The sequence below is a fragment of the Streptomyces indicus genome, from assembly GCF_900100315.1.
Classification (GTDB): domain Bacteria; phylum Actinomycetota; class Actinomycetes; order Streptomycetales; family Streptomycetaceae; genus Streptomyces; species Streptomyces indicus.
Genome location: NZ_FNFF01000001.1, coordinates 1,068,620 through 1,092,191, shown reverse-complemented (window position 1 = coordinate 1,092,191; position 23,572 = coordinate 1,068,620). Strand labels below are relative to the sequence as shown.

Here is a 23,572-nt window from a genome sequence, read left to right as displayed (position 1 = left end):
CACCCGTACACACACCCGGAGTTGGGCATGCCTCCTTGGCTCGTCATGCTGGCCGCCGTGGCCGCGATCGGTGCCGTCATCTACGTGACCAGCGGGCTCATCCGGCGCCGGCTCGGCGACGACGACGATCCCACGCAGACCCCCGACGTGATCGAGTACATGACGATGATGATCGGCGTGGTCTATGCCATCGTGCTCGGCCTCGCGATCGCCGGCGTGTGGGAGGCCCGCGGCGCCGCCCAGAGCGTCGTGGACACCGAGGCCCAGGCGCTGCACGAGGTGTACGAGCGGGCCGAGGTCTTCCCCGGGGCCGAACGTGCCGCGATCCGGAGCAGCGTGGACGCGTACGTCACGTACGCGGTGCGCAGCGAGTGGGCCCACGTGGCCGAGCACCACCGGCCGACCGAGGAGGGGAACCGGCTCTTCGCGGCCGTGCGCCGCACCGTGCAGGAGAGCGAACCGCGCGACGAGCTCCAGGGACAGGCCTACGCGCCGATGACCGACCAGGTCGCCCTCGCCGACGACGCCCGCGCCGACCGGATGGCCGCGGCGGAACCCACCATGCCCGGCGTGGTGTGGTTCGGCCTCGTCACCGGCGCGCTGGTGTCCATCGGCATGGTCTTCGCGCTGCAGATCCGGCGCACACCGCGGGAGTTGACGGTGGCCGGCCTGTACTCCGCGCTCTTCGCCTTCCTGCTCTACCTCATCTGGGACATGGACACGCCCTTCAGCCGCTCGATGGCGATCGGCGCGGACGCGTTCCTCCAGCACTTTCCGGCGGCCGGTACCTGACCCGCGCGCCGCTGCTCCGGCCGCCCGGCGCACCACTGCTCCGGCTGACCGGACCGCCGCGGCCCGGGCGACCGTACCGCCACGTCCCAAGGGGTGTATTCCAGCCGTCGGGTGGGCAGTTTCCGTCATCGGCTCGGTGTGTCATCACGGCAATCCTCAAGAGGGGACCGGACATGACGTACGCGAAACCTGCACCCCAAGACAGCGGCGAGACCGGACCCGGCACCCAGTCGGTCAACGCGGAAGGCCAGGTCGAACTCGCACCGGGCGCCTATCCCGCCGACAGTCCGTACGCCAACGAGGACCTGCGGCCGGTGCCGCTGGCCGACCGCCACTGGACCACGTACAACTTCGCGGCCCTGTGGATCGGCATGGCGCACTGCATCCCCTCCTGGACGCTGGCCTCCGGCCTGATCGCGCTGGGGATGGACTGGAAGCAGGCGGTGTTCACCATCGCGCTCGCCAACGTCCTGGTGCTCTTCCCGATGCTCCTGACCGGGCACGCGGGCCCCAAGTACGGCATTCCGTTTCCGATCCTCGCGCGCGCCTCCTTCGGGATCCGGGGCGCCAACCTGCCCGCGCTGCTGCGGGCCGCCGTGGCCTGCGGCTGGTTCGGCATCCAGACCTGGATCGGCGGCCAGGGCATCTTCGTACTGCTCGACAAGCTCTTCGACGGTTCGTTCGCGAAGACCTCCGTGATCGGCGGCCAGCCCTGGGCGCTGTGGCTGTGCTTCCTGCTCTTCTGGGTGCTCCAACTCGCCATCATCTACCGGGGCATGGAGACGCTGCGGCGGTTCGAGAACTGGGCGGCGCCGTTCGTGCTCGTGGGCGCCGCGGTGCTGCTGATCTGGATCGCGGACAAGGCCGGCGGCTTCGGCCCGCTCCTCGACCAGCCCTCGACGCTCGGCTGGGGCGCGGAGTTCTGGCCCGTCTTCTTCCCCGCGCTCATGGGCATGATCGGCTTCTGGTCCACGCTGAGCCTCAACATCCCCGACTTCACGCGCTTCGGGCGCGGCCAGCGCGCGCAGGTGTGGGGACAGACTCTTGGTCTGCCTACGACCATGACATTGTTCGCCCTCATGTCGGTCCTGGTCACGTCCGGTTCGCAGGCCGTCTACGGCGAACCGATCTGGGAGCCGGTCCCGCTCGCCGCGAAGGCCGACAACGCCTTCGGGCTGGTCTTCGCGCTGATCACGGTCCTGGTGGCCACGATCTCGGTGAACCTCGCGGCGAACGTGGTCTCGCCCGCCTACGACCTGTCCAACCTGGCCCCGCGCCTGATCAGTTTCCGTACGGGAGCGCTGATCACGGGCGTGGTCGGCGTGCTGATCTTCCCGTGGGAACTGATCTCCACGCCCGAGTTCTACATCTTCGTCTGGCTGGGTGTGGTCGGCGGACTGCTCGGCACGGTGGCCGGAATCCTGATCACCGACTACTGGCTGCTGCGCCGAACGCACCTGGCCCTGGTCGAGCTGTACGTGAAGGAGGGCCGCTACTGGTACCGCGGCGGCTGGAACTGGCGCGCGGTGACCGCCTTCGTGGTGGGCGCGGTCCTCGCGGTGGGCGGCTCCCACTCGGCCCCGGGCAAGGGCCCGTTCCCGGAGGACGGCCTGATCCCGTTCCTCAAACCCCTGTCGGATTACGGCTGGGCGGTGGGGCTGGCCTCGGCGGCGCTGCTCTACCTGCTGCTGTCCACCGGGTCCCGCGACCGGGCCGCGGGGCGCGGCATCGCGTGACGCGGCACTCCGGCACCGGCTCCCGGCGCCCCGCACCTGGTAGACACGGCGCATGGACGCGCTGACGGTGACGGTGTGGATGGACAGCTGGCAGATGGAGTGCTGCGGTGAGCCCTTCTCCACCGGGGACGCCGTGGACTGGACCGTGCACCGGCCCGACCGCGAGTGGCTCGCGAAGGTGCTGGGGCCCGAGCGTGCCGCGGGGGTCGACTTCGCCGAGGAGCATCACGGCGACGCCGACCCCGAGCGGGAGGAGAACAGGGTGCGCGGCACCGTGACCGCCCTCCAGTACGTGCACTGCCGGTACGCCCCGGGAGCGGACCGCACCCTGCACGCCGTGCCGGGCACCGCTCTGCTCAGCGACGTGGACCGGGCCGAGAAGTGGGTCGAGGACCGCGGCGAGCACCGGTTCCTCGGCTACCTGGTGCGGCTGCGACGGGCCTGACCGAACCGCCGCAGCTTCAGTCACGCACCACCCCTACTTCAGCCCCGTATGCGCAAGCCCCTCCACGAACTGCCGCTGCGCGAACACGAACACCGCCAGGACCGGGAAGGCCGTCAGCGAAGCAGCCGCCAGCTGGACGTTCCACATCGGGCCGCCGTACGCGTCCACGTACTGCGTGAGGGCCTGGGGGAGCGTGAACATGTCCGGGGTCGTCAGGTACACGATCGGTTCGAGGAACAGGTTCCAGCTGTGCAGGAAGGTGAAGATGGCCACCGCCGCCAGGGCCGGGCGGGCCAGCGGCAGCGCGATCCGCCAGTAGATCGCGAAGCGGCCGAGACCGTCCATGCGGGCCGCCTCCTCCAGCTCACCCGGCAGCGCGATGAAGAACTGCCGCATGATGAAGGTGGCCAGCACGCTGGGCGCGCCCAGGACCGGGACGAGGATCAGCGGCCAGTGCGTGTCGATCATGCCCCAGTCGTTGAACATCTGGAACAGCGGGACGATCGTCACCTCGGACGGGATCAGCAGGCCGGTCAGGACGACCAGGAAGAGCACGTTCTGGCCGCGGAAGCGGATGCGCGCGAAGGCGTAGCCGGCCATCGACGACACGACCAGCGTGCCGAGCGTCACGACCACAGCGATGTACATGCTGTTGAAGTACTGCTGCCCGAATGGCTGGAGCTCGAAGACCTTCTCGTACGCCGAGGCCGTCGGGTTCGCCGGAAGCAGCGACGGCGGGAAGGCGAACACCTCGCTCACCGGCTTCAGGGACGAACTGGCCATCCACCACGTCGGGAAGACGAACGGGACGCACAGGACCAGCATGACCCCGTACAGGACGAGCTTCGCGCGCGGCGAGAGCTTACGACTCATGGAAGACCCACTTCTTGCGCATCTGCCACTGGATCACGGTCAGCACGAGCACGATCACGAAGAGGAGCACGGAGAGCGTCGCGCCGTAGCCGAAGTGGTGGAACTTGAAGGCCTGTTGGTAGAGGTAGTAGACGAGGACGGTCGTGGAGCTGTTCGGCCCGCCCTGCGTGAGCACCGCGATCTGCGCGAACACTTGCAGTGAGCCGACCACCGTGATGATCGAGGTGAGCAGCACCGTCGGGCTGATCATCGGCATCGTGATCTTCCAGAACTGCAGCCAGCGCCCGGCGCCGTCCATCGTCGCCGCCTCGTACAGCTCGCGCGGCACGCCCTGGAGGGCGGCGAGGAAGAGCACCATGTTCAGGCCCACGTTCTTGAAGACCTGGACCACGATGACGGCGGCCATCGAAGTGCCTTCGCTGCGCAGCCAGTTGGGCCCCTCGATGCCGAACAGGTCCAGGCCCGCGTTGATGCCGCCGTTCTTCTGGAGCAGGAAGCCCCACACGATCGTCCAGGCGACGAGCGAGACCACGACCGGCGAGAAGAACAAGGTCCGGAACACCACGCTGCCGCGCAGCTTCTGGTTGAGCAGCACCGCGAGGGCCAGGGCCAGCGAGAGGTTGAGGACGACGAGCCCGACCGAGAAGTAGGCCGTGGACTTCAGGACGCCCGGAAGCTTCGGATCGTCCAGGAGCTTCTGGTAGTTGTCGCCGCCCACCGAGTGGAAGGTGCCGGCGAGCACGTTCCACTCGTGGAAGCTGTACCAGACCACCAGGCCCAGCGGGATCAGCACGAACAGGACCGAGCCGATCAGCTGCGGCGCGATGAAGAGGTAGCCGGCCAGCTGGTCGCGGCGCCTGGCGGTCCACAGCGGACGCCGGGTGGCGGGGCGGCCGGCCTCCCCGCCGCCGGACCGGCCGGCGGCGGGGGTGCGGGGACGTTCGAGGGTTTTCATGGGGACGTCCGATCGGGGGTCTTCATCCGAGGTCACTGCTCCAGCAGGGGCTTGATCGCGGTGCACACGCCCCGCAGGACCTTCTCGACGTCCGCGTCCTTCTTCCACAGCGGGTCGAGCGCGCCGCGCACCGCTTCGTTGATCTCCGCCTGGCCGATGTGGACCGGCTTGACCTTGCCCTTCTTGATGCCGTCGACCACCACGTCCGCGAGCTGCTGCTCACTGAGCTTCGGATTCGACTTGGCGAGGGTGGCGGGGTCCAGCTGGGAGGTGCGGGCCTGCGGGAAGTAGGCGCCGAGCTTCGCGGAGTTCTCCGGGTTCGTCAGGAACTCCAGGAACCCGTCGGCCTCTTCGGGGTGCGCGCTCTTGGCAAGCCGCGCGATCCCAGCCTGCCCGATCACGTCGTACTCACCCTTCGGGCCGCTCGGCAGCGGCACGAAGTCCCACTTGAACTTGTCCTCCAGGAGGGAGGCGCGGCTCATCTGCGTGACGGTCATCGCGGACTCGCCCGCGAAGAAGTCCGCGGTGGTGCCCGGGGCGAGCATCGACTCGTCCTCGAAGACCGCCTTGTGCAGCGAGGTCATCGCCTCGACCATCTCGGGCTTGTCGAACCCGCAGGTCTTGCCGTCCTCGGACCAGGCCTCGGCGCCCCAGGCGCTCCAGTACGTGGCGAGGTTGTCCCAGGCCTTGTAGTCGAAGTCGCGGATCACCATGCCGGTCCTGCCGCTCTTGTCGTGCACCGCGGCGCCGAGCTTCGAGACCTCGTCCCAGGTCCACTTGCCCTGCTCGATCAGCTCGGCGGGCGTGGGCTGCCCGGCCTCCTTCAGCATGTCCGTGTTGACGAACACGCCGAACGGGGAGGTGGAGAAGGGGTAGGCGTACAGCTTGCCGTCCTGCTCCCAGAGCTTCTTCGCCGACGGCAGGACGTCCTCGGCGTTCTTCACCTTCGCCTCGGCGAGCGCGCCCGAGGACACGAAGTCCGCGGCCGAGTTCTCGAAGATCCACGCCAGGTCGGGTGACTTGCCGCCGGCGATCTGGGTGGTCAGCGTCGTCGTGTAGTTCTCCAGCGGCAGCACGTCGAACTTGACGGACTTCACGTCCGGGTGCGCCTTGCGGTACTCGTCCGCGATCCCGTTCAGGAGCTTCAGGTGCTCGGGGGAGCCGGACCAGACCGTCATCCGCAGATGGACGGGACCGTCGGACGCGGTGCCGGATCCGCCGCCGCAGGCGGTGAGCGCCAGGACCGAGCCGGCGGCGAGTGCGGTGAGCCGTATGCGGGTCTGCTTGCGCATGAGGGGTGCTCCTGATCAGTAGCCGCTGATGTCGGGCCAGCGCAGCTCCACGCCATGCGAGGTGAGCAGTCGCTGGAAGGTCTCGAGCCGTTCGGGGGTGTTGCGCACGGCGCGCGGGCTCAGCCCCTGCTCGACGCAGTGCGCCGCGAGGAGCCCTGCGGCCTCGCCGATGTTCCACTCGACGGGGTGCAGCCGGTAGCAGCCGTTGGTGATGTGGGTGGTGCCGAGGTTCTTGGACGCCGGCAGGAGGTTCTCCATGCGCTGCGGGATCAGCGCGCCCAGCGGGATCTCGAACGGGCTGGACGGCACGTCGATGTAGTTGTCGCCGCCCGTCGAGGGGTGCAGGTCGATGCGGTACATCCCGATGCCGACCGTGTCCCCGTAGTTCACGGCGCCCTTGCCGCCGCGCACGTCGAGCGAGAGATCCTGCTCGACGACGGTGTACTCGGCGCGGATCCGGCGCGATTCACGGTGGTACGGGGCCTGCGCGAGGCCGTCCGCCGAGCCGGTGACGTCGCCGCGCAGCCGCAGGCCCGGGAAGCCGGTGCCGCCGTCGGCGCGCGGGGCCTCGGTCTGCAGCCAGTACAGCATCGAGAACGACAGCTCCTTGGCCCGCGCCAAGTGCCCCGCGGCGTCCGGCACTTCGAGGGCCGGACCCTCCAGGTAGTCGATCATCGGCCAGTTGACGAGCGTGATGTCGCTCTCGTACGCGCCCGGCGTGAACATGTCGCGGGCCGCGATACGCCGGAACGTCCACAGGTTCATGTCCCCGCCGCTGACCCGCTGGTCGGCGATCACCGACAGCGGATCGTCCCCCGGGTTCGGCGTGAACCCGCGCTCGACCAGCTCCAGGGTGCGCGGATGCGGGGCCTTGAAGGAGAGCAACGGCGCGCCCCAGAAGGAGGGTTGGTAACTGCGCCAGAAGTCGTACGAGGCCGGCTTGTCGATGGTGTGGTCGCCGTCGACGTGGTCGAGCGCGAAGCAGTACGAGACGGCCTGGAGGTTCAGCGGCTGCGCCTCCTCGGGCGCGCTGGGCTCCCCGGTGTCGGACTGCGCCTCGAACCCGGTGACGTACTCCGTCCCCGTGAGCGGCAGCAGCTCACCGGTCTCGGTGGCGTCCAGGACGTACGCACCGGTCAGGGTGAGCCGCTCGCCGGTGTCCCGGTGCTCCACCGTCACGGCGGTGACCCGGTCGCCGTCGGTCTCGGCCGCGACCGGACGGTAGGGCTGGAGCACGGTCAGCCGGCCCGAGCCGCGGTACGGGGCGAGCATCGCGTCGATCACGGCCACCGAGACCCGGGGCTCGTGGCACAGCCGGCTGACGTGTCCCGCACCGGGGTTGAGGTCCCGGCGGGCGCGGGCCGCCTCGGTGAGCGGGTAGTGGCGCCGGTAGTAGTCGCGGACGCCGTCCCGCAGCGAGCGGTACGAGGCCGTCGCGCCGAACTGCTCGATCCACGTGTGCTCGTCCGGGGGCACGGCCTGGCTGGTGAGCTGCCCGCCGAGCCAGTCGTACTCCTCGGTGAGCAGCACGCTCCGGCCGGCCCGCAGCGCACCGAGCGCCGCGGCGACTCCGCCGGTGCCGCCGCCTATGACGAGGACGTCCGCTTGCATGGGTCTCCTTTGTGTGGAAGGAACGTGTGCGGTGGTGCTGTGCCGTGCGGTGGTGCTGTGCGGCGAGTTGCCGTGGTGCGGCCGTGGTGCGTCGGTGCAGTGCGTGGTGCTGTGCAGGGGCGTCGGTTCAGCGGCGCGGCGGCGGGGCGAGCGTGCCGCCCTGTACCGGCCGGCAGGCGAGCAGGCGCTGGGTGACCGGCGCCTGGCCGTGCAGCATCTGCGTCAGGAGCTCGACGGCCTGGCGGCCCATCTCCTGGCGGGGGATGGTGAAGCCCGTGTAGGCGTACGGGGCTTCGACCGGCGTCGTGGGATCGCCGAGCGCGATCACCGAGAGGTCCTCGGGGATGCGCAGACCACGGGCGTGCGCCGCGTGGGTCAGCTCCACGGCGTCGGAGAGGAAGTCCACGAAGACGGCCGTGGCGCCCGCGTCGAGGATCCGCTCCAAGCGGTCGGCCGGCTCGGGCACCTCCACGCCGACCTGCGGCGCGTCCTCGCCGGCCGCGCGGCGGAAGCCCGCGAGCCGGTCCGCCGAGGACTCGGCACCCGCACCGGGCCCGACGAACGCGAACCGCTCGTGCCCCGACGCCCGTGCCCGGTCGACCTGTTCGGCCGTCGCGGCCACATAGTCGGCACCCACGTACGGCACCGCGCGCCCGTCCGCGTCGTCCCGCCGTCCGACGCAGACGAACGGGTACTCCTCGGCGACCAGGCGGCTCAGCTCGGCCGCGGGGATCTCGCGACCGAGCAGCACACAGCCGTCGGCCACCCGCAGCCGGTTGTTCTCGTGGAAGATCCGGCGCAGCCCGTCCTGCACCGGAGCGCTGGTGAACAGCAGCAGATCGCAGCCGCTCTCCTCGGCGCTCTCCTCGATCCCGCGCAGGAACGGGTAGTAGAAGTCGGCGCTCGTGGAGGGGAAGACCGGCTCGTAGGTGAACACCCCGAGGATCTGGTTGAGCTGCTTGAGCATCCGGCGGGCCAGCGGATCGGCCGCGTACCCGGTCTCGCGGATCACCCGCAGCACCCGCTCCCGCGTCTCGGGCGCGATACGGGCCGCGTCCGGCCGGTTGTTGAGCACCAGCGACACCGTGGTCTGGCTGACTCCGGCGAGACGCGCGATGTCCCGCTGGGTGAGCCGGCCGGGAGCCTGAGACATGGGCGGGAAACCCCTCACGTAGCGTGGCTAATACGTATTGCTTGGAGCGGATGCCGAGGAAGCTAGGGGCGGATCACGCGCTGCGTCAAGGGTGTTGCGGCAGGAGTAATACGGATTAGCAATTCAGTGCCGACGCTCGGGTGGGGTCACGCCCGGCAAGTGCCCTGGTGGGGGCGGGAGTTGGGGCCCGGAAGGTCCGGCGTCCGTCCCCCTCGGCCGGCAAGTCCGCGCCTCCCGGTTATACGGATAACAACAGCCCGGCCCTTGACACCCCGGTTCCGCAGCCTTGAGCATCCGTGCCCAGACGGCCCCGGCGGACAGCCCGGCCGGGGCAGCCAGTTATGCGCATGACGGACCGGCGGGAGGTGGGGCGTGGCAGGGCGCGTGACGCAGGCCGATGTGGCACGGATGGCCGGGGTGAGCCAGGCGACTGTCTCCCTCGTCCTCAACGCCGCGCACGACCGCGTGGGCGAGGCCACCCGGCGGCGCGTCATGGACGCGATCACCCGTACCGGATACACCGCGAACCCGCTGGCCCAGCGTCTGGCGCGGGGCCGCAACCAGATCGTCGGCGTCTTCACGTACGAGCCGGTCTTCCCCTCCACCGGCGCCGACTTCTACTTTCCGTTCCTGCGCGGCATCGAGGCCGAGGCCGAACGGCGCGCCTGCGACCTGCTGCTGTTCACCAGCGCCCCGGTCGTGGACGGCCGGCGCAGCCTCACCGCACAGGGCCGTGCCCAACTGGCGGTCACCGACGGCTGCGTGCTGCTCGGGCGCGGCGAGGACAAGGCGGAGCTGGCACGGCTGAGCGAGGACGGCTTCCCGTTCGTTTTCGTGGGTCGGCGCGAGCTGCCCGGCGGGGCGGACCTCGCGTTCGTCGGGGCCGACTATGCGCGGGCCACGGCCGACGTCGTCGGCGTCCTCCTCAGCCATGGCCACGAGCGCATCGGATACGTGGGTGCCGCGGGCGACCGGGAGGCGCACCGGGACCGCCTCGCCGGCTACCGCGCGGCGCTGCGCGAGGCGGGACTGCGGCCGCTCACCCTCGACCCCGCCGGTCTCACCCCGGACGAGATCGTCGACCTCGTCCTCGACAACCGGCTCACCGGGCTGCTGCTCGCCGAGAGCCACCGCGCCGAGGAGCTCCGCGCCGCGGCAGCGCGGCGCGGCCTGGACGTGCCCCGCGACCTGTCCCTCGCCGTGCTCGGACAACCCGAACTGCCCCTGCGCAGCGAGCTGTCCTGGACCGGCTTCCGCATCCCCCGCGAGGAGATGGGTGCGCAGGCCCTGGCCCTGCTCGCCGACCTCATCGACGGGCGTGCGGTGGACCGCCACCGGATCCTGCCCTGCGCCCCGCAGCCGGGGCAGACCGTGGCGGCCGCCCGCTGACCGCACCGAACCATCCCAACTGCCCGCACAGTAGAGGGAGTTCCGCATGTCTTCGCCTGCCCCCGGCGCGTCCGGCACGCCCGGCGCGTCCGGAGCGACACACCGCGGCGCGACCGCCGCGCCGGACCGCAGCCTGTCCAGACGAGGCTTCGTCGGCCTCGGAGCCGCCGTCGCCGCCGTACCGCTGCTGCCGCGGCCCGCGTCGGCCGCGACCCCGGCGGCGTCACCGGCCGCCTACGCCGACCCCGTCCCGTACCGCTCGATCCACACCAGCCGGCCGCCGGACCCCGCCGCCGTCCTGCTCGGCAGCCCCGGCTACGAGGTGCACGCGGACGGCGTGGGCGACGACACCGCCGCCGTCCAGGCCGCACTCGACGAGGCCTCGCGGCGCGGCCAGGCCAACGGGCTCGGCGACATCCTGCTCGGCGCCCGGGACTTCCCGAAGGGCGACGGCGGCGGAGTCGTCCTCGTTCCCGAGGGCAGCTACCGGCTGACCTCGCGCGTCACGGTGCCCGACTCGGTGCGCGTCATCGGATACGGCCGCCGCCGCCCCCTCTTCGTGCTCGCGGCCCACACCCCCGGATACGCCGACGGCACACCGCGCGAGATGTTCGGCTTCCTGCGCCGCCCGGTCGGCGGACCCGTCTCGTACGCCAACAACGACACCTTCGGCTCCGGGCTGATCAACCTCGACCTGCGCATCGAGCCCGGCAACCCGGACGCGCTCGCCGTCCGCTTCGGCGGCGCCCAACTGTGCGTCCTCCAGGATCTGGACATCGAGGTGGGCGAGGGCCTCGCGGGCATCGACCACAACGCCAACCTGATCCAGCGCGTACGGGTCTTCGGCGGCGACGTCGGCCTCCAGGCGTACGCGGCCTCGGCGGGCTGGCAGACCACGCTGCTCGACTGCCGCTTCGAGGGGCAGCGCAGGGCCGCGGTCACGATGTTCAACGACGCCAAGCTGACCGTCGTCCGCGCCGTGGTGGCCCGCACCCCGCGCGGCTTCGAGTCCTTCCCGGACCAGTGGCAGCACCTCTACGTCGAGCGCTCCCACTTCGACGCGGTCACCGACGCGGTGGCGGTGCTCAACGACAGTACGTCGATCCCCGGCGCGGAGAACGACCTGATCCGCCTCGGCAACCAATTCACGCTCCTCGACTGCACGACCACCGCGACCCCGACCCTGCTCCGGCGTGCGCAGAGCGGCACGCGTACCGGCGGCCCGGGAGACGGCGTCGTCCGCGAGCTCACGTACGGCCTGCGCGTCGAAGACGCCCTGACCGGCGCCGAGTCGAGGCGCGACGGCGTTTCCGTGCAGACCGCGAGCGGAGTGAGTGCCGACCGTGTCCGGTCCGTGCTGCGCACCGACGCCCCACCGCCCCCACCCGTCGAGGAATGGGTGAGCGTGGCCGACGTGGCGCGGCGGATGGGCCGCACGATCGGCCGGGGCGCGGACGACCTCGCGGTCTTCCAGGCGGCGGTCGACCGGCACGACACCGTCTTCGTGCCCATCGGCCAGTACCACCTGAGCGACACCCTGGCCCTGCACACCCGTTCACGGCTCATCGGCCTGCACCCGCGCCAGACCTGGCTGCGCACGGTGGACGCCCACCCGCACTTCGGCGACCCGGACCGCCCACGGGCCCTGCTCTCCACGCCGCACGGGGGACGCAACCACGTCAGCGGCCTCGGCCTCGACACCGCCGAGCAGACCCCCGGCGCGGTCAGCCTCCTGTGGCGCTCCGGCCCGGGGTCCCAACTCGCCGACATCACCACCCAGTTCGTGAAGTGGCACCCCGAGGGGGCCGCCGAGACCGGCAACCCCGGCTACACCTATCGCGGCCGCCACAAGCACAGCATCTGGGTGCGCGGCGGAGGCGGCACCTTCGCCAATATCTGGAGCGCCAACGGCTGGTCGGACAACGGCCTTCTGGTCCAGGACACCGCGATACCCGCGCGCCTGTACGAGCTGTCGGTCGAGCACCACGAACGGCGCGAGGTCGTCCTGAGCGCCGTGGCGCACTGGGAGTTCCTCGCCCTCCAGACCGAGGACCACATCCACGGCTGGCGCTCCCAGGCCGCCGTACTCGACCGCTGCCGCGACCTGCTCTTCGCCAACTCGGTGTTCTTCCGCGTCGCGACCGTCCTCGGACCGCACCCGTCAGCGATGAGCGTCCGCGACAGCCGACGCATCACCCTGCGCGGCAACCGCGGATACCGCGACAAGACACCGGAGTTCACCCAGTGGGGCGCGGCCGTCACCGACGCGCGCACCGGACGCCGCGTACCGGAGCCGGAGTTCACCCTGATCGAGATCGGGGGCGGACGATGACCGGCCTTCCCGGGCCGGGCCCGTCCCGACGCGGCTTCGGACGCGGCGCGCTGGCGCTGGCCGCGGCACCCCTGCTCACGGCGGTCCCGGCGCGGGCCGCCGGCACGGCATCCACGGCCTCGCTGATCCCGCCCTCCGGCGCGCACCTCGGCGCGTACAACTACATCGGCGACGACACCGGTGTCTCCGGACCCGAACCACTCGAATCGAAGCTCGGGCAGAGGCTCGGCATCAACCACTGCTTCCAGATGTACGACGCCGCCCCGCCCCTGGCCCGGATGCGCACCGACCTCGCGGCCGGCCGTATCCCGATGCTCTCGTGGGCCGCGGGCGACACCGCACGCCTGCGGGCGATCCTCGCGGGCACGCACGATGCGTGGATCGACGGCCAGGCACGGGCGCTCGGCTCGCTCGGGGCGCCTCTCCTGCTGCGTTTCACCTGGGAGTTCGATCTGCGCTACGCCGACTCCGCACTGTTCAAGGACGTCTGGCGGTACGTGCACGGCAGGTTCGCGCGGGAGGCGCCCCTGGTCGCGTTCGTGTGGTGCCCGACCTGGCGGGCCTACCGCGAGACGGCCAAGGCGGAACCGTTCTACCCCGGGGACGCGTACGTCGACTGGATCGGCGCCGACGGGTACGCGCGGCCGCGCCCGGCGGAACCGGCGTACGACTACCGGCCGTTCAGCCTGCTGTTCGACGCGGCGCACGCCTTCGCGGTGGACCGCGGCAAACCGTTCGTCGTCGGGGAGACAGGGGTGCACCGGGCGGACTCCGACCCGGTGCAGGCCGCCTGGCTGACCGCGGCACACGGCGCGGTCAAGGAGTCCTTCCCCGGCCTCAAGGCCCTGGTCTACTTCCACCGCGACGGCGAGCAGGAGGACGCGCACTGGCGGGTGACGGTCCCGGACGGAGGTCCCGCGCAGCGGGCCTTCACGGCGATCGCGGCCGACCCCTGGTTCAGTCCCACGGGCCGTCGTCGTCCTCGGAGTACGGCACCGGATCGGCGACCCAGCCGGCCGTGAGCGCCAGCTTCGAGGTGCGGTGGACGGTGAGGAAGCCGAAGGGGCGGTCGAAGACGGCCTCGATGTGACGCACCGTGTGCCGCGGCGGGCGCGGGGCCGAACCGGGCGCCGCGAGCAGCACCGAGACGGCGGCGGACTCGAAGCCCTCGGAGTCGAAGACCGCGAGCGCCGCCTGCGCCGCGGTGGTGACGGCCAGCGGCTCCGGTCCCGTGCCCGGGAAGTGGCCCCGGCCCGCATCCGAGGCGGTGCGCAGCCCGTACAGCTCCGCCCGCTTCAGCAGATCGTGCTGAGACCGGATGCGGAACGGGCTGGTGGTGACGTCGAGTTGAGGGTCCGGGCGGGTGCTGCGCTCGTGGCTGACCGTGAGCCCGGGCCCCGGCCGGCCGAGCGGCAGCCGGTCTCCCGTGACGAGATCCTTCGCGTGCAGCGCGTCCATGCCCTGCGCCAGGACCTCGGAAGGCTCCGCGTCTTCGGGGCCGAGCAGCAGATGGACGTCCACGCCGGTGTCGCCGAGCACCTTCAGGACGGTGAGCGGCCCCGACGGAGTCCCCACGACGGCCACCCGGTCGAGTACGGAGGTGAAGCGGTGCAGCCCGAGCAGTTCGCGACCGCGCCAGGGTCCCCGGTCGGTCCGGAGCAGCGTCTCGCGGAAGGGCCGCAGCCACCGCGTCCGCACCAGCTGGGCGGCGGCGAGGACGAGCCGCGTGTCCTGGTCGAACTTCGCCGGCATGGCCGGGATCAGGCCGTCCGTGCGCTCCGCGGCCCACGCGTCCAGCCGCTCCTTGCTGACCCGCGGATCCTTGTCGAGCCGCCCCGCCATCCCCGCGGGCAGCCGCAGCGTCCACTCCGGATGCAGCGGGAGATCCTCTCCGGTCCAGAGCCCGAGTGCGGTGCGGGTGCCCCGCAGCGCCGCGAACGCGTCGAGCAGGTCGTGCACCGCCCGTATCGCGTGCTCGGCCCGCAGACCGACGGCGTCCTCCAGCTCGTCGCGGGCCGCACCCGCGGCCGGATCCGCGAGCAGCGCGAGCAGCGGCCAGAGGCTCGGCGCCGAGAACACCGTCGACTCGTCCCCGGGCAGCGCCTCGGCCCAGCGCCGCGTCAGACGGTTCACGGCCCGTACGGTGCCGGCCCTCGGCTGCATCGGATCCTCCCGGATCGGTTCGGAGTCCGGTGATCATACGGATCCGACGGCCACCGACGCCGGGCCATTTCCGCTCGCGGGGCGCCCCCACCGCGGTCAGGACGAAAGCCGTACCCGAAGACGGGCAGAAAGGCCGGTGCGCGCCCCGGCCGCCCTGCCGTACGCTGAACCCATGTCGATCACGTGCTGTCCGTCCTGGTGGCGCTCCTCCTAGGAGCGGCCACTGTTCAGACACACCCCGGGCCGATCCCTTTCGGACGGCCCGATCCCTGCGTGCAGTGGACCCGCTCGGCCCGTTCCGGCCCGGATGCCCACCCCGCCCACGCACCGCAGGAGCCCCCGATGCAGACCGACATCCTCACCCGCGCCACCCCCACCGCCGACACCATCACCGGCACCGCCCTCACCACCGACAGCCTCGCCGTCGCGCGCCGCCGCAGCGCCGAGCTCGAAGAGCGGATCCGGCGCGAGCCCGGCAGCTTCCGGGTGCTCACCGGCGACCGGCCCACCGGGCCGCTGCACCTCGGCCACTACTTCGGGACGCTCCGCAACCGCGTCAGACTCCAGGACGCGGGCGTCGAGACCTTCGTCCTCGTCGCCGACTACCAGGTGCTCACCGACCGCGACGTCGCCGAGCGGCAGGCGGAGACCGTCGAGGAGCTGCTGCTCGACCACCTGGCCGTCGGCATCGACCCCGAGCGTTCCGTCATCTTCGCCCACAGCGCCGTCCCGGCACTCAACCAACTCCTGCTGCCGTTCCTGTCGTTGGTGTCCGTGGCCGAGTTGCAGCGCAACCCCACCGTCAAGGACGAGATCGCCCACTCGCGCCAGTCGGCGGTCAGCGGCCTGATGTTCACGTATCCCGTGCACCAGGCGGCGGACATCCTCTTCTGCAAGGCGAACCTGGTGCCCGTGGGCCAGGACCAGCTGCCGCACCTGGAGGTCACGCGCACCGTCGCGCGGCGCTTCGACGACCGCTACGGGCCGGTGTTCCCCGTCCCGGACGCACTCCTCTCCGAGGCGCCGCTGCTGCTCGGCACCGACGGCACCAAGATGAGCAAGTCCCGCGGCAACTCGATCGCGCTCGGCGCCACGGCCGACGCGACCGCGAAGCTGATCAAGGGGGCGAGGACCGACGCCGAGCGGCACATCACGTACGACCCGGAGCACCGGCCCGAGGTGTCGAGCCTCGTGCTGCTCGCCGCGCTGTGCGAGGGCGGGGACCCGCACGCGGTCGCCGAGGAGATCGGCGGCGGGGCGGCCGCGCTCAAGCGGCGCGTGACCGAGTCGGTCAACACGTTCATGGCGCCGATGCGCGCCCGCCGCGCCGCGTACGCGAAGGACCGTACGTATCTCCGCGAGGTGCTGCGCAGCGGCAACGAGCGGGCCGGCGCCGTGGCCGAAGCCACCCTCGCCGAGGTGCGGCAGGCGATGGGGACGCACTACTGAGCCAGGCGCGGGCCGGCGTCGAGGGCCCGGAGCCGCAACCCCTGAGGGCTCAGGCCTGCGCGGTGAGCTGCTCCATCGCCGCGCGGGCCGCCGCCTCCGCGCCCTCCTGCATCGCGGAGGCGCCCGGCGCCTTGCGGGACTCGAAGTCGCACCCGTTGTACGTGACGGTCACCAGGGCGTTGCCCGAGCGCGCCACCACCACGGCCTCGCGCGTCTGCTGCTTGTCCTTCGTGGTGAGCTCGACGCCGAGCGTCGCGGACTCGCCGAGGCCGTCGAGCGGCCGCGGGTCCTTGAGCTCGCGCTTCTTGTACGCGGCCGCCGCGGCCTTCTGCGTGGCGAACACCTCGTAGGAGACGTCGAGCCAGCGGTAGTCGTAGTCCTTGAGTGCGCTCCAGGAACAGGTGCGCCGCCGGTCGGGGTCGGTGAGCTCTATCTCCTTGCCCGCCGGCTTGGCGCCGGGCACCAGCTTCTTGACCGCGGCCGAGTCGATCGCGCCGCAGGGCTCCGGCGGCTTGTCGTAGGCGACGGCCTCCGCGGTGGGCTGGGGGCGCGGTGCGGCGGCCGGCTTGATGTCGTCGGGAGCGTACGGGCCGCTCGTCCAGGCCCAGCCGGCCGCGGCGAGGACGGCGACCGGCAGCAGGCGCGCGGCGAGCAGCAGTGGCAGCGAACGCATGGCGTCCACCTCCTGCAAGGGAAACGCGGGGGTCAGCCGCGCGAGAGCGGGGGTGTGAGGGAAGACAGTGCCACAAGTGCAGCCGTGGGGAACAGGGGAGCCGGACGAGAGGAAGGTCATGTCCCGTCCGGCGCCTGCCAGTTGCTTCCTTGTTTGGTCCATTTTGGTCAGGTAATGCCGGAATTGCGGCAGATGGCCGGTCGCTGCGGAGCTGCGGCCTCGCGCCGAGCTGCCAGGGCCGTCAGCGCCGTCAGGGCCGTCAGGTCCCTCAGGGCCGCCGCCCCGTCACCAGCCACACGCTCGACGGCAGCCGCACCCCGAGCGGGCCCGCGTACGGCGCGAACTCCTCGGCCATCGCCGCCCGCGTCCCGCCGGGCACCTCGGTGTGCGGACGGCGCGAGAGCACGAAGTCCACCGCATCCTCGGGATCGCTGCCGTACCGCGAGGTGGCGTGCACCGCGCTGATCGCCACGTCCGCGAAACCGGCGAGCGCGGCCCGCAGCTGCTCGGGCCGGGAGAGCGAGGCCATCGCCCGGTGGGCCGCGAGCGCCGCCGGATCGGGCGCGGCCGGATCGATCTCGGCGAGCCGGCCGAAGACCCGGGCCTCCGCGCTGTCCGCGTCCACCGGCCGCGGACAGACGAAGGCGAAGCGGCCGCCCGGCGCGAGGGCGCGGGCGAGGTTGGCGAAAGCGGCCCGGTGGTCGGCGAAGAACATCACGCCGCCCCGGCTGATCAGCACGTCGAAACCCGCTTCTTGGAAGGCGTACGTCTCCGCGTCCGCCAGCTCGTACCAGAGGTTGGGCAGCAGATCGGCCCGCGCCCGCTCGATGAGCGGCGCCGAGATGTCCACGCCCAGCACTCGGCCGCGTCCCGCGAGCCACGCCGCCTCGCGCGAGGTCGCGCCCGCGCCGCAGCCGATGTCGAGCACCCGGTCGGTGGACCGGATCGCGGCCGCCGCGAAGAGCGGCTTGTCGAACTCGGCGAGCATCGCGTCGTAGCGGTCGTGGTGCGCGGCCCAATGGGCGCCGACGCTGCCGTTCCACACCTCGGACTGCGGCAGGGCGGAGGTGTCGAGCGTGGTCATCGTGTCTCCTGGGCGGGGTCGTCGGCGGTGTCGGCCGCGCGGTCGGTGGCGTCGGTGAGCCGGGCCGGCTCGGGCGGGGGAGCGTGCCGGTCGGTGAGCGCGGCGGCGTCGACCGCGGCGGCGTCGATCGCGGTCGCGATCCGGTCCACGGCGAGGAAGGCGCCGTAACCGATCAGATGCACCAGGCAGTGGTCGGCGTGCTGCGGGGTGCGCCAGGCCGCCACGTCCGCGTCCGTGATGCGGTACGGGGCCAGCGCGGCGAGCAGCGCGACGCGGACGCCGGGCCGCTCCTCGCGTGCGGGCAGCGCGGGCCAGTCGGGCGGCGGATGCTCCCCGCGCCATGCGGCGACCCGCGCCTCGACCTCCTTCCGCTCGTCCGGCTCGAGGAGGCCTGCGCCCATCAGGGCGGCGTTGCGCAGCGCCGCGAACGCGCCGCCGACCTCGGTGCCCGCGGCCCAGGCCGGACCGGCGGCGCGGTGCGTGAGCAGCGGCAGGCTCAGACCGGGCTCCAGGGTGCGGCGCACCGCATGCGCCAGGGAACGTCCGGCCAGCGAGCGCACCGCGCGGTACCGCTGGGCGCCGCCCGGCAGCAGATCCGGCGTGAGCAGCGCGGAGGCGATGCGGTTGATGAAGTGGAACGACAGGGCCGTGCCGATGTACGCGGGGTGCTCGGCCGTCGCGACCGGCGGGAGCGCGGCATGTTCCGGTGCGCGGCTCTCCCGCGCCCAGGCGAGGATCCGCGCCTGCCCCTCGTCCTCCGGTACGCCGTCGGCCGCCAGCCGTTCGGCGAGCCGGTGTTCACCGGTGGCGTGCAGCAGCATGGTGTGCGCGTCCACGCAGAACCGGCAGCGGTTGGCCTGCGAGACACCGAGGGCGGCGAGCTCCTTGCCGGTGCGCGAGCCCTCGCCGGCGAGCAGCGACTCCCGCATCAACGCCCAGGCGGAGCTGAGGAGTTCGTACGAGGGCGAGAGGACCTGGAAGGTGGGCAGGCTGTCCCTGCCGAAGTCCGTGCCGATCTGGGCGTAGACCGCGGCGGTGCGGCCGGTGGCCGCCTTGGCCGGGGTGGGGTTCGTGTAGCGGAACGGTCCGGGCATCGTGGGCCTCCGAGGTGGGTGCGGGGCGCCCGTCCGGCCTGCGGAACCGGCGCCTTCCGATGCCCTCGATGCTGGCCCCGGCAGGCTGCCCGGGTCGTCGTACACCCGGACCGCCCCGCGGCTGCTGCCCGCGACGCGGTGCCCAACGGGCCCTACTACAGGGGGAGTAGACGGGAAACGGTGCCGACGGATGACGTGGGGCGGGGTGAGCTGCGTCTAGGGTGCGCGTGGGGCGGGGTGCGGGTGTGCCGGGTGCGTGCGTACGCGGAGTTCGCAGGCCGGGGGTGCGGGTGCGCCAGGTGCGTGCGGGCAGGGTGCGTGCGGGCCGGAGCGTCAGGTGCCGCCGTGCATGGAGGGCGCGGCCCGCGTGGGTCGGTAGGTAAGGACGGGAGGGGAGCGCGGTGGCGGCAGAGGGGCAGGGCGAGGGCGGCGTGGGTGCGGTCGGGGCCGCCGGCTCGCGGACCGGAGGCTCGGGTGATGCGCACCCGGCGGGCCTCGGCGCAGCACATCCGGCCGGTCCCGGCGATTTGGCCGGCCCTGACAACACTGCGGGTCTCGAACACCCGGCTGGCCCCCACGACTTGGACGGTTCCGGCGATTCGGCCGACCCTGGCCGCCCGGCCGGTCGGGACCACCCAGGTGGTCGCGATGACTCGGCCGGGCCCGTCCACCCCACCAGTCCTGACCGCCCCGCCGATCCCGCCCACCCGCAGCCCGCCAACTCGCGCAAGGCACGCGCGGCCGAGTACCGGAGGGCGCAGGCGGCTGCCGCCGAGCGGGTGCGGCCGCCCGTGACCTGGCGGGCCCGCGCGGCCGACGCCGTGCTCGCCGTCGTGGTCGGCGGCCTCGTGGCCGCCTCCGCGCCGGACGACACCCGCGTGACCGCCTATGCCCTGGCCCTCGCGGGCTCCCTCGCCCTGGCCGGCTACCGCAGCGCACCGCGCGCGGTCCTCGCCGTCACCACCCTTCTGCTGTCCGGTTACGTGGTGCTCGCCGAGCCGGGCGCGGCGGCGGCCCTGCCCGTCGTCGGCGCGGTGCACACGGCGTCGCGGGCGGGACACCGGGGGCTCGGCGCCCTCGCCGGCCTGCTGTTCCTCGCCGTCTTCGCCGTGGCGGGGGAGGGGCTCGACGCGACGCTGCTGCTCGCCGGCTGGTTCCTCTGCGCGGTCGTGACCGGGCTCGCCGACCAGAACTGGCAGGCGTATCTGCGCCAGACCGAACAGCGCGCCGTGGAAGCCGAACGCACCCGCGAGGAGGCCGCCCTGCGCCGCGCGGGCGAGGAGCGCCTGCGGATCGCCCGCGAACTGCACGACTCCCTCACCCACAGCATCGCCGTGGTCAAGCTCCAGGCGGGCGTCGCCGTGCACCTGGCCCGCAAGCGCGGCGAGGAGGTGCCGCCGGCGCTGCTCGCGATCCAGGAGGCGAGCGGCGAGGCGATGCGCGAACTGCGCGCCACCCTCGTGGTGTTGCGCGACCAGGGGCCCGCGGGCCGGGTCGAGGAGGTCGTGGAGCGGGCCCGCGCGGCCGGCCTCGCCGTCACCCTCACCGACTACGACGGCGACCTGCCCGACGAGGTCGGCCACACCGCGTATCGCATCGTCCAGGAAGCCCTCACGAACGCGGCCCGGCACGCGGGCGCCGCGCGGGTGCGGGTCCGACTCGGCGTCGAGGCAGGGGTGTTGGAGGTGGCGGTGGAGGACGACGGACGAGCCCGCGCCGGCGCGGACTTCGTCCCGGGCATCGGTCTGACGGGGATGCGCGAGCGGGTCGAGGCGGTGGGCGGCACGCTGGAGTGCGGTCCCCAGGAGGCGGGCGGCTTCCTCGTACGGGCCCGACTCCCGCTCCTCGTACGGCAGTCGGCGCCCGACCGCGGGGACGGGCACGTGCGGGTCGGTGAGGCGCAGTGATCCGCGTCGTGCTCGTGGACGACCAGGCCCTCATGCGCGCCGGCTTCCGTGCGCTGCTCGATGCCGAGGACGGGATCGAGGTGGTGGGCGAGGCGGCCGACGGGGCACAGGGCGTCGCACTCGTGCGCGCCAAGGTGCCGGACATCGCGCTCGTCGACGTGCAGATGCCGGTGATGACCGGGATCGAGGCCACCCGCGCCATCGTCGCCGACCCCGCGCTCGCCGGGGTGCGGGTGGTGATCCTCACCAACTACGGCCTGGACGAATACGTCTTCGAGGCACTGCGGGCCGGGGCGAGCGGCTTCCTGCTCAAGGACACCGAACCCGCCGACCTGCTCCAGGCCGTCGAGGTCGTCGCGGCCGGGGACGCGCTGCTCTCACCCGCGGTGACCCGTCGCCTCATCGGCGAGTTCGTCGCCCGCCCGCCGGACCGCGCGACGGCACCCGGTCTCGAACACCTCACCCCGCGCGAACGTGAGGTCACCGCGCTCGCGGCGCGCGGCCTGAGCAACGAGGAGATCGCCGCCCACATGGTGATCAGCCCGTACACGGCGAAGACCCATGTCAGCCGGGCGATGACGAAGCTCGGGGCGCGGGACCGGGCCCAGCTGGTGGTCTTCGCGTACGAGAGCGGGCTCGTCCGGGCCCGCGGTGCGTGAAGCGCCGGTGCCCCGGGCCCGCGGTGCGTGAAGCGCCGAAGCGCCGGTGCCCCCAGGCCCTGAAGCCCCGGAAGGCGCGGCGGCCGCTCGTGGCATGATCGGCCCGTGACCCGCATACCCGTACGGACCGCACTCGCCCTGGCGCTCGCCGCCTCCCTTGCCGCCGGGTGCAGTTCGCTCGCCGACGAGCTGGAGCGCGAGGCCGACCCGGCGCGCTCCTCCCAGCCGGCCGCGGGCGGGGAACCGCCGGTCGACGTCGACCCGTTGACGCCGCCCGGCCCCACCGACCCGGCGGGCGATCCGCCGTCGGTGCCGATGGAGGTCCCCTGCTCCGGCGAGGGGTTCAAGGCGTCGGCGGGCATGGTGAGTTCGGCGATGGGGCTACGTGCCATGAGCATCACGCTCACCAACTGCGGTACGGGCGCCTACGAGTTCCACGGCTATCCGGCCCTCACGGTCCTCGACGAGCAGCGCGACCCCGTCGCGATCGAGGTGCTCAAGGGCACCGACGGCATCTCCAGCGGCATCAGGAACACCGAGCCCAAACCGATCCTGTTGCAGCCGGGGGAGTCCGTCAGCGCCACCGTGGCCTGGCGGAACACCGTCACCGACGCCGCGCGGCCCGCCCCGCACGGCACCTACTTCGACGTGGCACCGGCACCCGGACGGGCCGGCCACGCGGTGAAGCCGGGCGACGGCGGCCCCATCGACATCGGCAGCGCGGCCCGCATCGGCGTCTCCGCCTGGGAGAAGACCGCCGCCGACGGCACGCCCGAATGAGTCGGCGCGGGCAAACGAGCCGGCAAACCCGAATGAGCCGGCACGCCCGAACGAGCCGTCCCGGCCTCGCGCCTACGGAACGCGGGCCGTCCACTCCGGCGAGCCGAACTTGGTGCGCGCGAGCTCCTCGGCCCGCGCCAGCTCCTCGTCCGTGACCTTCCCCGCCGTGAGTCCGTAGCGCGTGCGGAAGGACTCCACCATCCGCTCGATGACCGCCGCCCGCGGCAGACCGGTCTGCCGCCGCAGCGGGTCCACCCGCTTCTTCGCGCTCTTGGTGCCCTTGTCGGAGAGCTTCTCGCGGCCGATCCGCAGCACCTCGAGCATCTTGTCCGCGTCGATGTCGTACGCCATCGTCACGTGGTGCAGCACGGCGCCCCCGCCGGCCGCGACCCGCTTCTGCGCGGCGCCCGCGATCTTCCCGGCCTCGGTCGCGATGTCGTTCAGCGGCTGGTACCAGGCCTTGATCCCCATGTCGCCGAGCGCGCCGAGCACCCAGTCGTCGAGGTACGCGTAGCTGTCCGCGAAGGACAGGCCCTGCACCAGGGCGTCGGGCACCGACAGCGAGTACGTGATGGTGTTGCCCGGCTCGCAGAACATCGCGCCGCCGCCGCTGATCCGCCGGACGACCTCGATCCCGTGCCGCTCGGCACCTTCCGGGTCCACCTCATTGCGCAGCGACTGGAAACTGCCGATCACCACCGCCGGTGCGCCCCACTCCCAGATCCGCAGGGTCGGCGGCCGCCGCCCCTCGGCGACCTCGGTGGTCAGCACCTCGTCGAGGGCCATGTGCAGGGCGGGCGGCTGCGGACCCTCGTGGATCAGCTGCCAGTCGTAGTCGGTCCAGTCGGTGGCGTGCGCGAGCGCGCGGCGCACCGCGATGCCCACGCCCTCCGTTGTCAGCCCGTACAGGACCGTGCCGGGCGGCAGCGCGGCGTCGATCCGGGCCGCGAGGCCCGCCGCGTCGGTGTCGGCGGGCGTGCCGTCCAGCGCCCGGCTCAGCACCTCGAAGGCGTCGTCGGGCTCCAGGAAGAAGTCCCCGGCCACCCGCACGTGCCGCAGCACGCCCGCTCTCTCGTCCACGTCCAGATCGACGGTCACGAGCTTGCCGCCGGGAACCTTGTACTCGCCGTGCACTGTGCTGCCTCCCGGCTTGTCGACCGAGCCCACCCCGGTCGCCCTCTTTAT

The 23,572-nt window shown here is 72.4% G+C and carries 20 protein-coding genes; 10 read left to right on the top strand and 10 right to left on the bottom strand.

Annotated elements, in window-relative coordinates; all coding sequences use genetic code 11:
* Positions 1 to 27 precede the first annotated feature (27 nt).
* The 3 genes from BLT97_RS04885 to BLT97_RS04875 all read left to right on the top strand — a co-directional run bounded on the left by BLT97_RS04885 (position 28) and on the right by BLT97_RS04875 (position 2,973).
* Complete coding sequence (locus tag BLT97_RS04885; RefSeq protein WP_093607367.1) at positions 28 to 792, top strand: bestrophin-like domain; 765 nt, start codon at positions 28 to 30, stop codon at positions 790 to 792.
* Between the two features lie 173 nt (positions 793 to 965).
* Positions 966 to 2,528, top strand: a complete 1,563-nt coding sequence (locus BLT97_RS04880; protein WP_093607366.1) for an NCS1 family nucleobase:cation symporter-1 — start codon at positions 966 to 968, stop codon at positions 2,526 to 2,528.
* A gap of 52 nt (positions 2,529 to 2,580) precedes the next feature.
* Positions 2,581 to 2,973, top strand: coding sequence for a DUF6578 domain-containing protein (locus BLT97_RS04875; RefSeq protein ID WP_245769132.1), 393 nt, complete (start codon positions 2,581 to 2,583; stop codon positions 2,971 to 2,973).
* 33 nt (positions 2,974 to 3,006) lie between these two features.
* On the opposite strand, the gene BLT97_RS04870 is transcribed toward BLT97_RS04875, so the two are convergent.
* From BLT97_RS04870 to BLT97_RS04850, 5 genes are all read right to left on the bottom strand, one after another.
* Positions 3,007 to 3,846 carry a carbohydrate ABC transporter permease gene (locus tag BLT97_RS04870; RefSeq protein ID WP_093607365.1) on the bottom strand — a complete coding sequence of 280 codons (840 nt, stop codon included), beginning with the start codon at positions 3,844 to 3,846 and terminating at the stop codon, positions 3,007 to 3,009.
* The gene (locus BLT97_RS04865) at positions 3,836 to 4,801 is read right to left on the bottom strand and encodes a carbohydrate ABC transporter permease (protein ID WP_093607364.1); all 966 of its coding nucleotides are present in this window, start codon (positions 4,799 to 4,801) and stop codon (positions 3,836 to 3,838) included. The genes BLT97_RS04870 and BLT97_RS04865 overlap by 11 nt, the downstream gene beginning before the upstream one ends.
* A gap of 32 nt (positions 4,802 to 4,833) precedes the next feature.
* Positions 4,834 to 6,093 (bottom strand): ABC transporter substrate-binding protein, encoded by a 1,260-nt coding sequence (locus tag BLT97_RS04860; RefSeq protein WP_093607363.1) that lies wholly within the window; start codon positions 6,091 to 6,093, stop codon positions 4,834 to 4,836.
* Positions 6,094 to 6,108: 15 nt separating this feature from the next.
* Entirely contained in the window at positions 6,109 to 7,704 is a 1,596-nt protein-coding gene (locus tag BLT97_RS04855) for an FAD-dependent oxidoreductase (RefSeq protein ID WP_093607362.1), read from the bottom strand.
* 127 nt (positions 7,705 to 7,831) lie between these two features.
* Positions 7,832 to 8,857: a LacI family DNA-binding transcriptional regulator gene (locus BLT97_RS04850; protein WP_093607361.1), complete on the bottom strand. Its 1,026-nt coding sequence runs from the start codon at positions 8,855 to 8,857 to the stop codon at positions 7,832 to 7,834.
* 372 nt (positions 8,858 to 9,229) lie between these two features.
* On the opposite strand from BLT97_RS04850, the gene BLT97_RS04845 reads away from it, so the two are divergent.
* The 3 genes from BLT97_RS04845 to BLT97_RS04835 are packed head-to-tail and all read left to right on the top strand — an operon-like array spanning position 9,230 to position 13,600.
* Positions 9,230 to 10,246: a LacI family DNA-binding transcriptional regulator gene (locus tag BLT97_RS04845; RefSeq protein ID WP_425442642.1), complete on the top strand. Its 1,017-nt coding sequence runs from the start codon at positions 9,230 to 9,232 to the stop codon at positions 10,244 to 10,246.
* 46 nt (positions 10,247 to 10,292) lie between these two features.
* On the top strand, positions 10,293 to 12,578 hold the full coding sequence (locus tag BLT97_RS04840; RefSeq protein WP_093607360.1) for a glycosyl hydrolase family 28-related protein: 2,286 nt from the start codon (positions 10,293 to 10,295) through the stop codon (positions 12,576 to 12,578).
* Positions 12,575 to 13,600: a glycoside hydrolase family 26 protein gene (locus BLT97_RS04835; protein WP_093607359.1), complete on the top strand. Its 1,026-nt coding sequence runs from the start codon at positions 12,575 to 12,577 to the stop codon at positions 13,598 to 13,600. Before BLT97_RS04840 ends, BLT97_RS04835 begins: the two co-directional genes overlap by 4 nt.
* Here the strand turns inward: BLT97_RS04835 and BLT97_RS04830 are convergent.
* The gene (locus tag BLT97_RS04830) at positions 13,536 to 14,711 is read right to left on the bottom strand and encodes a serpin family protein (protein ID WP_245769131.1); all 1,176 of its coding nucleotides are present in this window, start codon (positions 14,709 to 14,711) and stop codon (positions 13,536 to 13,538) included. The genes BLT97_RS04835 and BLT97_RS04830 overlap by 65 nt on opposite strands.
* A 372-nt stretch (positions 14,712 to 15,083) precedes the next feature.
* On the opposite strand from BLT97_RS04830, the gene trpS reads away from it, so the two are divergent.
* Complete coding sequence (gene trpS, locus BLT97_RS04825; RefSeq protein ID WP_093607357.1) at positions 15,084 to 16,190, top strand: tryptophan--tRNA ligase; 1,107 nt, start codon at positions 15,084 to 15,086, stop codon at positions 16,188 to 16,190.
* A 49-nt stretch (positions 16,191 to 16,239) separates the two neighbouring features.
* Here the strand turns inward: trpS and BLT97_RS04820 are convergent, their stop codons facing one another.
* The 3 genes from BLT97_RS04820 to BLT97_RS04810 all read right to left on the bottom strand — a co-directional run bounded on the left by BLT97_RS04820 (position 16,240) and on the right by BLT97_RS04810 (position 19,041).
* A complete protein-coding gene (locus BLT97_RS04820; protein WP_093607356.1) occupies positions 16,240 to 16,863 on the bottom strand; it encodes a hypothetical protein in 624 nt (207 codons plus the stop codon).
* Positions 16,864 to 17,131: 268 nt separating this feature from the next.
* Positions 17,132 to 17,947 (bottom strand): class I SAM-dependent methyltransferase, encoded by an 816-nt coding sequence (locus tag BLT97_RS04815; protein ID WP_245769130.1) that lies wholly within the window; start codon positions 17,945 to 17,947, stop codon positions 17,132 to 17,134.
* Positions 17,944 to 19,041, bottom strand: a complete 1,098-nt coding sequence (locus tag BLT97_RS04810) for a carboxymuconolactone decarboxylase family protein (RefSeq protein ID WP_093607355.1) — start codon at positions 19,039 to 19,041, stop codon at positions 17,944 to 17,946. Before BLT97_RS04810 ends, BLT97_RS04815 begins: the two co-directional genes overlap by 4 nt.
* Positions 19,042 to 19,832: 791 nt before the next feature.
* On the opposite strand from BLT97_RS04810, the gene BLT97_RS04805 reads away from it, so the two are divergent.
* The 3 genes from BLT97_RS04805 (at position 19,833) to BLT97_RS04795 (ending at position 22,387) form a co-directional block, all read left to right on the top strand.
* Positions 19,833 to 20,948, top strand: a complete 1,116-nt coding sequence (locus BLT97_RS04805; protein WP_245769129.1) for a sensor histidine kinase — start codon at positions 19,833 to 19,835, stop codon at positions 20,946 to 20,948.
* The gene (locus BLT97_RS04800; protein WP_093607353.1) at positions 20,945 to 21,607 is read left to right on the top strand and encodes a response regulator; all 663 of its coding nucleotides are present in this window, start codon (positions 20,945 to 20,947) and stop codon (positions 21,605 to 21,607) included. The genes BLT97_RS04805 and BLT97_RS04800 overlap by 4 nt, the downstream gene beginning before the upstream one ends.
* Positions 21,608 to 21,712: 105 nt before the next feature.
* The gene (locus tag BLT97_RS04795; protein WP_093607352.1) at positions 21,713 to 22,387 is read left to right on the top strand and encodes a DUF4232 domain-containing protein; all 675 of its coding nucleotides are present in this window, start codon (positions 21,713 to 21,715) and stop codon (positions 22,385 to 22,387) included.
* Between the two features lie 72 nt (positions 22,388 to 22,459).
* Here BLT97_RS04795 and lplAB read toward each other — a convergent pair whose 3' ends face one another.
* Positions 22,460 to 23,521, bottom strand: coding sequence for a lipoate-protein ligase LplAB (lplAB, locus tag BLT97_RS04790; RefSeq protein WP_093607770.1), 1,062 nt, complete (start codon positions 23,519 to 23,521; stop codon positions 22,460 to 22,462).
* Positions 23,522 to 23,572: the final 51 nt, after the last annotated feature.

What these genes read in the sequence shown, in the direction of transcription:
- BLT97_RS04885 (WP_093607367.1), top strand. Translation starts at nt 28, where the DNA reads ATGCCTCCTTGGCTCGTCATGCTGGCCGCCGTGGCCGCGATCGGTGCC.
- BLT97_RS04880 (WP_093607366.1), top strand. Translation starts at nt 966, where the DNA reads ATGACGTACGCGAAACCTGCACCCCAAGACAGCGGCGAGACCGGACCC.
- BLT97_RS04875 (WP_245769132.1), top strand. Translation starts at nt 2,581, where the DNA reads ATGGACGCGCTGACGGTGACGGTGTGGATGGACAGCTGGCAGATGGAG.
- BLT97_RS04870 (WP_093607365.1), bottom strand. Translation starts at nt 3,846, where the DNA reads ATGAGTCGTAAGCTCTCGCCGCGCGCGAAGCTCGTCCTGTACGGGGTC.
- BLT97_RS04865 (WP_093607364.1), bottom strand. Translation starts at nt 4,801, where the DNA reads ATGAAAACCCTCGAACGTCCCCGCACCCCCGCCGCCGGCCGGTCCGGC.
- BLT97_RS04860 (WP_093607363.1), bottom strand. Translation starts at nt 6,093, where the DNA reads ATGCGCAAGCAGACCCGCATACGGCTCACCGCACTCGCCGCCGGCTCG.
- BLT97_RS04855 (WP_093607362.1), bottom strand. Translation starts at nt 7,704, where the DNA reads ATGCAAGCGGACGTCCTCGTCATAGGCGGCGGCACCGGCGGAGTCGCC.
- BLT97_RS04850 (WP_093607361.1), bottom strand. Translation starts at nt 8,857, where the DNA reads ATGTCTCAGGCTCCCGGCCGGCTCACCCAGCGGGACATCGCGCGTCTC.
- BLT97_RS04840 (WP_093607360.1), top strand. Translation starts at nt 10,293, where the DNA reads ATGTCTTCGCCTGCCCCCGGCGCGTCCGGCACGCCCGGCGCGTCCGGA.
- BLT97_RS04835 (WP_093607359.1), top strand. Translation starts at nt 12,575, where the DNA reads ATGACCGGCCTTCCCGGGCCGGGCCCGTCCCGACGCGGCTTCGGACGC.
- trpS (WP_093607357.1), top strand. Translation starts at nt 15,084, where the DNA reads ATGCAGACCGACATCCTCACCCGCGCCACCCCCACCGCCGACACCATC.
- BLT97_RS04820 (WP_093607356.1), bottom strand. Translation starts at nt 16,863, where the DNA reads ATGCGTTCGCTGCCACTGCTGCTCGCCGCGCGCCTGCTGCCGGTCGCC.
- BLT97_RS04815 (WP_245769130.1), bottom strand. Translation starts at nt 17,947, where the DNA reads ATGACCACGCTCGACACCTCCGCCCTGCCGCAGTCCGAGGTGTGGAAC.
- BLT97_RS04810 (WP_093607355.1), bottom strand. Translation starts at nt 19,041, where the DNA reads ATGCCCGGACCGTTCCGCTACACGAACCCCACCCCGGCCAAGGCGGCC.